Source organism: Luteibacter sp. P4_E6, from assembly GCF_056401535.1.
The window spans coordinates 1-6,698 of record NZ_JBFUJE010000210.1; the positions used below are offsets into that span (position 1 = coordinate 1).

The 6,698-nt window shown below is 63.7% G+C and carries 6 protein-coding genes; all 6 read right to left on the minus strand.

The window, feature by feature from the left end:
- The coding region (locus AC1DT2_RS13230) for a hypothetical protein (RefSeq protein ID WP_477296742.1) at nt 1–1,665 on the minus strand (1,665 nt) is incomplete at its 3' end.
- 108 nt (nt 1,666–1,773) lie between these two features.
- Nucleotides 1,774–2,451, minus strand: a complete 678-nt coding sequence (locus AC1DT2_RS13235; RefSeq protein WP_063571357.1) for a hypothetical protein — start codon at nt 2,449–2,451, stop codon at nt 1,774–1,776.
- Between the two features lie 2 nt (nt 2,452–2,453).
- On the minus strand, nt 2,454–2,852 hold the full coding sequence (locus AC1DT2_RS13240) for an RNA-binding S4 domain-containing protein (RefSeq protein WP_063571358.1): 399 nt from the start codon (nt 2,850–2,852) through the stop codon (nt 2,454–2,456).
- Nucleotides 2,853–2,890: 38 nt separating this feature from the next.
- Nucleotides 2,891–3,796: an AEC family transporter gene (locus tag AC1DT2_RS13245; RefSeq protein WP_477296744.1), complete on the minus strand. Its 906-nt coding sequence runs from the start codon at nt 3,794–3,796 to the stop codon at nt 2,891–2,893.
- A gap of 142 nt (nt 3,797–3,938) precedes the next feature.
- Nucleotides 3,939–5,804, minus strand: coding sequence for a molecular chaperone HtpG (gene htpG / locus AC1DT2_RS13250; protein WP_477296745.1), 1,866 nt, complete (start codon nt 5,802–5,804; stop codon nt 3,939–3,941).
- A gap of 82 nt (nt 5,805–5,886) precedes the next feature.
- A partial coding sequence (gene htpX, locus AC1DT2_RS13255; protein WP_477296746.1) for a protease HtpX occupies nt 5,887–6,698 on the minus strand: 812 nt, incomplete at its 5' end.

A 6,698-nucleotide genomic window follows, 5' to 3' on the forward strand; every position in this document is an offset into this window, starting at 1 on the left:
GGGTTTTTCCGGAAGCGCGGAGGTGCCAGATGCCACGGTTATCGCTGCCGGCTTTGCCCTGGCGAACAATGCGGCTAATGACGGAACGCCGATCCGGTCGCCCTGCCACTCTGCGATGTTCTCGGCCTTGATCGGCACCCGAATCAGATTGAACGTCTTCATGCTACAGCTAGCCACATCCTCGCTCGTCTGCTTGCAGGCGTCATGATCGACGGCAACGCTGGCACCGTCGAGGATGAATCCGTCCGCGAAAACGACGTCGCCCTTGCCCACCTTGAACGTCGCAAACGGACGAGAGAGTTCAGTCGTTACGACCAGGCCGCCCACCTGCTTATCGAGCTCCACTTCCTTGTAGCCAGCAGAATCCACTTGTTCCGCGTACTTGCGGGTCGCCACGTCGAAGCCCATGCACCCCCCCGTCGTTGCGCTCATGAGCGCGCAATACGTCTCGGTATAGGTTTTGGTCTGGTATTTGGCGTCCTGCCACACTTGCGTCTTGTAGTACTCAGTATCCTTTGTCGCCTTGAATGAGGCGGTGCCGATAGACGGCCTGTCGGACCACGCCTTTGCGCTCATGTCCGGCATCGGCGCGCGACGGACTTCGGTACTCGTCCCTTTTAGTTCATAGGCGCCAGGATCGACGATAAAGATCGTGTAGTCGGATTTGCCGTTTCTGGATAACGCGTAAACATAGCCATCCAGGCCACGCTCGATCATGCTCCAGGTAGCGCCGACACGAATCATTGCGGCGGGATCATCCGCACGCCGCCACTCAACCATCGCTGTGTGATCCAGCCAGAAATTGACCAGTTGTTCCTCGCGGAGCTGGTCGACGCTCATGTCAGGGTACTTCTTGAGAAATCGCAATACGGGCATGACGACGAACGCCTTGCCCGCGTGCTCCGCGCGCTGGAAGAGTGCGTCCTTGCCCTGACGGCTGCGCTCGCCCTCGTCGCCAAACTGTGGATCCACGTTCTTCTTGAACGGATTGTTGAACATGGGTGTCTTTTTGAGCTGTTCCGGTAGCGCGGGCATCTTGCCTGTCGCGGCGGCAGCGAGCATGGAGCAAGCTGCGTATTTGAGTATGTCCCGCGTGCCTTGTTGCTTTCGCCAAGGGCGGATCACCAGCGATGTCGCRCCCATTTCCCCATCGAACTCGACACGCATCTCAAGTGGAGCGTAACGCGGCACCGTCACTTTCGACGGTTCGGCAAACATGGGGCCAAGCGCGATGATATCCACAATGCCCTTCGAACCGCGGTATTCCTCGTGCGCGATCCTGGTGTCGGGTATCTTGCCAAGGAACGCCTTGAGGCGAGCTATGGCGCCGTGCGTGTCTTCGCCGGACGATGTGAGTGTCCAGGTACCGTATACGGGCAGCGTCCCACCGATGAAATCGGGCACTTCTGTGAAGTTGGCTTCGCAAAGCTGGGTCGATTCTTCGGGGGTGTACGGAACCGGCAGAGCGCCGCCGCCTGCTGGGGCGGTGCTCTCGGGTACCGCCGGTGTGCCCGATGATTCGCCGGCGTATGCGTGAGCGGCCGGCGCCAGGCACAGGAATGCGACTCCCAAGCCAAAGTAGAGCAAGGAGCGCATACGAGCGCTCGCATTACGAGGAGCGTAAAACATCATACTGTCCTTGTTCCCTGATGATTGGATCGCCATGCCGGCGTCCGTCGATTGAACACCACAACCGTCGAGCAGACAAGTAAAGGCCAATTCTCGGTAGGCGTACCGTGATGCAGGCCCCACTAGCCGGACCGTCGCCGACGCTCAGGGCGCCGGACCTGGCCTTTTTTGTGTGATGCCATATTGGTGCGCTTCGATCATCGTGCGCATCAGCACAACAAAAAGATCCGCACTGAACAGCGACAGCGTGTGCACGCTCCACAGCGTGTGGCCGTAAGCGTCCAACAGTCGCAACGAACCGTCCGGACCACCTTCGTCGAGCTTCGCGATGTCCGCGATGGAAAAGTGCTGCCCGTCGATATCGACACCCACGCTGCTCAATCGAACGACGGCGTGCGTGACGGCGTGGAACGTCAGCACCTCGCCGGCTTCCAGCGTGCGCAACGCCAGGGGGCCGCGCTCACGCAACTGGCCGCCGATGATTTCGCCGCGCAGATGGAATGCGTCGCCATGGTCGTCGAGCACGTCGACCCACGGATCGTCCGGACCACGGCGAAATGCGAGCGCATCGGCCGGCCCGGACAGTCGCCGACCCGTGCGATAGAGGTGGAGATCGGCCATCGCCATGAACGGCACGAAGACGATTCTTCGCTGCGCGGCACGGCGCACGACGATGCCGTACTGGTGCAGGTCGAGCGCCGTGCCGGATCGCATCGCGAACGACGGAAACAGCCTGCCGATCGCTTGCAGGAGACGATGGCCACGCGTGCGTCCATGACGACTGAGCAGCCGTCCCGGCACGATGTCGGTGGGAACGAGCATGGTCAGAGCGTCTTCTTCAGGTCCTGGATCAAACGGCGTGCGTGCTTGTCCGGCTTACCGTGGGGGCGAAGCAAGGCGCCGCCAGTGAGCCGGCGATCCTCGCGCTGACGCTCGCGTTCGGCGATGCTCTCTTCGGTTTCGGTGTAGAGCTTGCGCGCCTCTGGCGCCGGACCACGCTTTTCGGACAGCGCGGCGACGACCGCCACGAAGCGCTCGTCGCCCCTCGTGATCTTCAGGTGGTCGCCGATCTGCACCGTCTTCGCCGGCTTGCACGCGGCATCGTTGAGCTCGATTTTGCCGCCGACAATCGCTTCCTTGGCCAACGCGCGGGTCTTGAAGAAGCGGGCGGCCCAGAGCCACACATCGGCACGCACGCCAGGGATCGTCGGGGTTTCGGTCATGGGGAAAGTGTGAGGTCGCAGCGGCGCAAAGCCAAGCCTCAGCCCGCAGGCAGCAATAGGTTGCCCAATGGCACCGTGATCAGGCAGAGCAGGATGCCGGCGCCAAGGACGGTGTTCGCCAGAAGGGGCTCGAGGTCGTACTGGTCGGCCAGGATCGCCGCGGAGATCATCGGCGCCATGGCAGCCTGCAGGACGCCGACCGTAAGGGTCAGGCCACTGAGGCCCGCGGCGATACCGATGCCAAACACCACCAGCGGCGCCAACACCAGCTTCCAACCCAGCCCGGTGACGAGCGCACCCAGCTGATCGCGCTGGAGGTGCAGACGGAACTGAAGGCCGACCGAGAACAGCGCCAGCGGTGTCAATGTCGAGCCGATCTGCAGCATCACTTTCTCGATGCCCGCGGGCCACCCGCCCAGCAGCCCGACGACCACGCCGATCACCAGGCAGACGAAGGCTGGGAAAGTCAGCACACGGCGCACGATGGCAGCCACGCTCGCACCCCGGCCCGAGTACAACGACGCCACCACGATGCCGCCTGCTGCCAGCATCGGAAAGCAACCGAGCTGGTCGGCGATGACCGCTACGGAAAGCCCCGCCTTGCCATGCAGGGCTTCCATCATCGGATAGCCCATGAACGAGGTATTGCCGAGGCCGCAGACCAGGGTCAGGCAGCCGACCCGCGCAGGCGACCACGCGAAAATCCGGCCGAGTGTGGCAAACAGTGCCCATGCCCCGAAGAACGTGACGTACATGCCGACGACCGGGAACCAGAGCCGCGCATCGATCGTGACGTGCGGAACGAGCGCCAGCACGAGGGCCGGCAAGGCGATGTTGAGCACCCACCAGTTGATGCCGGGGACGATGCCTTCGGGCAACGTGGCGAAGCGCCGGCACAGGATGCCTAGGGCGAGGCAGGCGAAGAGAATAAGCAGGGCTGACATGGGAGACGACGATAGCAGGCTCTGTGTGGGAGCCGCTTCAGCGGCGATGGGGCAAGCGCAGCCGTTGAAGGTTGACGCGAGCACCCACTCGCCGATGAATCGGCTCCTACATAGAGCATCGCCGCTGAAGCGGCTCCCACATTTAGCCGAGGAGGACGCGGTTCATGCGCTGGACGAAGGCGGCGGGATCGGCGAGCTGGGCGCCGGCGGTGATCTCGGCCTGTTCCAGGAGCAGTCCGGCGATGTCACCGGCCTTGGCATCGTCGGTCTCGGCGGCGAGGCGCTTGACCAGCGGATGCTCGGGGTTCAACTCGAGCACGGCCTTCGACTCTGGCACATCCTGCCCGGCTTCACGCAACAGGCGGGCAAGGTGCGGCGCGAGGTCGAAGTCGGCCAGCGCGAGGCACGACGGCGAATCGGTGAGACGCGCGGAGACGCGAACGTCGCCGACGCGATCACCGAGCAGGGTCTTCGTGCGCTCGATCAGCGGGGCGGCTTCAACGGACGCCGCTTCCTGCTTCGCCTTGTCAGCCTCGTCGAGCGGGAACTCGCCCTTGGACACGTTGCGCAGGCGCTTGCCGTCGTATTCGGTGAGGTAGCCGAGCATCCACTCGTCGACGCGGTCGGACATCAGCAACACTTCGATGCCCTTGGCCTTCAGCGCTTCCAGCTGCGGGCTGCCGGCGGCGGCGGCGTAGCTGTCCGCGGTGACGTACCAGATGGTGTCCTGGCCTTCGCCCATGCGGCCGATGTAATCGTCGAACGAAACCGTCTTCGCCTGGCCGTCGCCCTTGGTCGATGCAAAGCGCAGCAGCTTGGCGATGCGATCGCGGTTGGCGGTGTCTTCGACAATGCCTTCCTTCAGCGTGTTGCCGAAGCCGGCGAGGAACGTCGCGAACTTCTCCGGCTCATCGCGCGACACCTTCTCGAGAAGGTCCAGCACGCGCTTGGTGCAGGCGGCCTTGATGCGCTCGAGCTGGCGGTTCTGCTGGAGGATTTCGCGACTGACGTTGAGCGGCAGGTCGTCGGCATCGACCACGCCACGCACGAAGCGCAGGTAGTTCGGCAGCAATTCTTCCGCGGCGTCCATGATGAAGACGCGCTTGATGTAGAGCTTGAGGCCCTTGCGCTCTTCACGGCCGCCCATCATCAGGTCGAACGGCGGCTGTTCCGGCACGTAGAGCAGCGTGGTGAAACTCTGGCTGCCTTCGACGCGGTTATGCGTCCAGGCCAGCGCGTCGTTGAAGTCGTGACCGAGCGCCTTGTAGAAGTTCTGGTATTCCTCGTCCGTGATCTCGCTCTTGGGACGACTCCACAGGGCCGACGCCGAGTTGATCGTCTGCCACTCGGTCGGATCGGGCTTGCCATCCTTCTCGGCCGGCATGCGGATCGGGAAAGCCACGTGGTCGGAGTACTTGGTCACGGCCGCACGCAGCGTCCAGAACTTCAGGAACTCGTCTTCGTCGGCCTTCAGGTGCAGCACGACGGTGGTGCCGCGCTCGGTGACATTCATGTCCTCGAGCGTGTATTCGCCCTTGCCATCGCTTTCCCAGCGCACGCCGGCTTCGGTCGGCTCGCCCGCGCGACGGCTGATGACCGTGACCTTGTCGGCCACGACGAAGGCGGAATAGAAGCCGACGCCGAACTGGCCGATCAGGCGCGCGTCGGCCTTCTGCTCGCCGGAAAGGGCTTCGAGGTAACGACGGGTGCCCGAGCTGGCGATCGTGCCGATGTTGGCGACGACTTCGTCCTTGCTCATGCCGATGCCGTTGTCGCGCACGCTCACGGTGCGCGCCTCCGGATCCCAGGAAATCTGGATACGGAGTTCCGGGTCGTCGGAGGTCAGGTCGGGGTTGCCGACCGCCTCGAAGCGCAGCTTGTCGCAGGCGTCGGAGGCGTTGGAAATGAGCTCGCGAAGGAAGATTTCCTTGTGCGAGTAGAGGGAATGGGTGACCAGGTGCAGGACCTGGGCGACCTCGGCTTCGAACTTACGTGTTTCCTGGCTCACGGTGCCGTTCCTTCAGGGTGGATAGCCCCCGATTATGGGGGCGGCACGACCCTGAAAAAAGACCGGCGGCTCCCACATTGTTTTACTTGGCGGCCTGCAGGGCGGCGATGCGCTGCTCGATGGGCGGGTGGCTCATGAACAGGCGCTTGAACCCGCTGGCCAGGTGGCCGGAGATGCCGAAGGCCTGGATGGTCTGCGGCAGGCTGGTGTCGCCGTGATTGGCCGACAGGCGCTGCAGGGCCGAGATCATGGAGGCACGGCCAGCCAGGTTGGCGCCGGCCGCATCGGCGCGGAACTCACGCCAGCGGGAGAACCACGAAACGATGATCGACGCGAACAGGCCGAAGACGATCTGCAGGACCATGACCACGACGAAATAACCGATGCCGCCCTCGCCGTCGCGCTCGCGACCGCCGCTCATCCAGCTGTCGACCACGCGGCCGACCACACGGGCCAGCACGATAACCAGCGTGTTGAGGACGCCCTGGATCAGGGTCAGGGTCACCATGTCGCCGTTGGCGACGTGGCCGATCTCATGGCCGAGGACCGCCGAGACCTGTTCCCGGTCCATCTGCTGGAGCAGGCCGCTGCTGACCGCCACGAGCGCGTTGTTGCGCGTCATGCCAGTGGCGAAGGCGTTCATCTCCGGGGCGTCGTAGACAGCCACCTCGGGCATGCCGATGCCTGCCTTCTCGGCATGGCGGCGCACGGTGTCGACCAGCCAGCGTTCGGTTTCGTTGGCCGGCTGCGTGATCACCTTGGCACCGGTGGTCATCTTCGCCATCCACTTGGAGATGGCCAGTGAGATGAAGGCACCGCCCATGCCGAAGACCGAGGCGAAGACGATCAATCCGGTCAGGCCCATGCCCTTCTGGGCGGCCCACTGATCGATAC

Bases quoted from the DNA above. Each gene is read 5' to 3' on its own strand.
- AC1DT2_RS13235 (WP_063571357.1), bottom strand. From the start codon at position 2,451: ATGCTCGTTCCCACCGACATCGTGCCGGGACGGCTGCTCAGTCGTCAT.
- AC1DT2_RS13240 (WP_063571358.1), bottom strand. From the start codon at position 2,852: ATGACCGAAACCCCGACGATCCCTGGCGTGCGTGCCGATGTGTGGCTC.
- AC1DT2_RS13245 (WP_477296744.1), bottom strand. From the start codon at position 3,796: ATGTCAGCCCTGCTTATTCTCTTCGCCTGCCTCGCCCTAGGCATCCTG.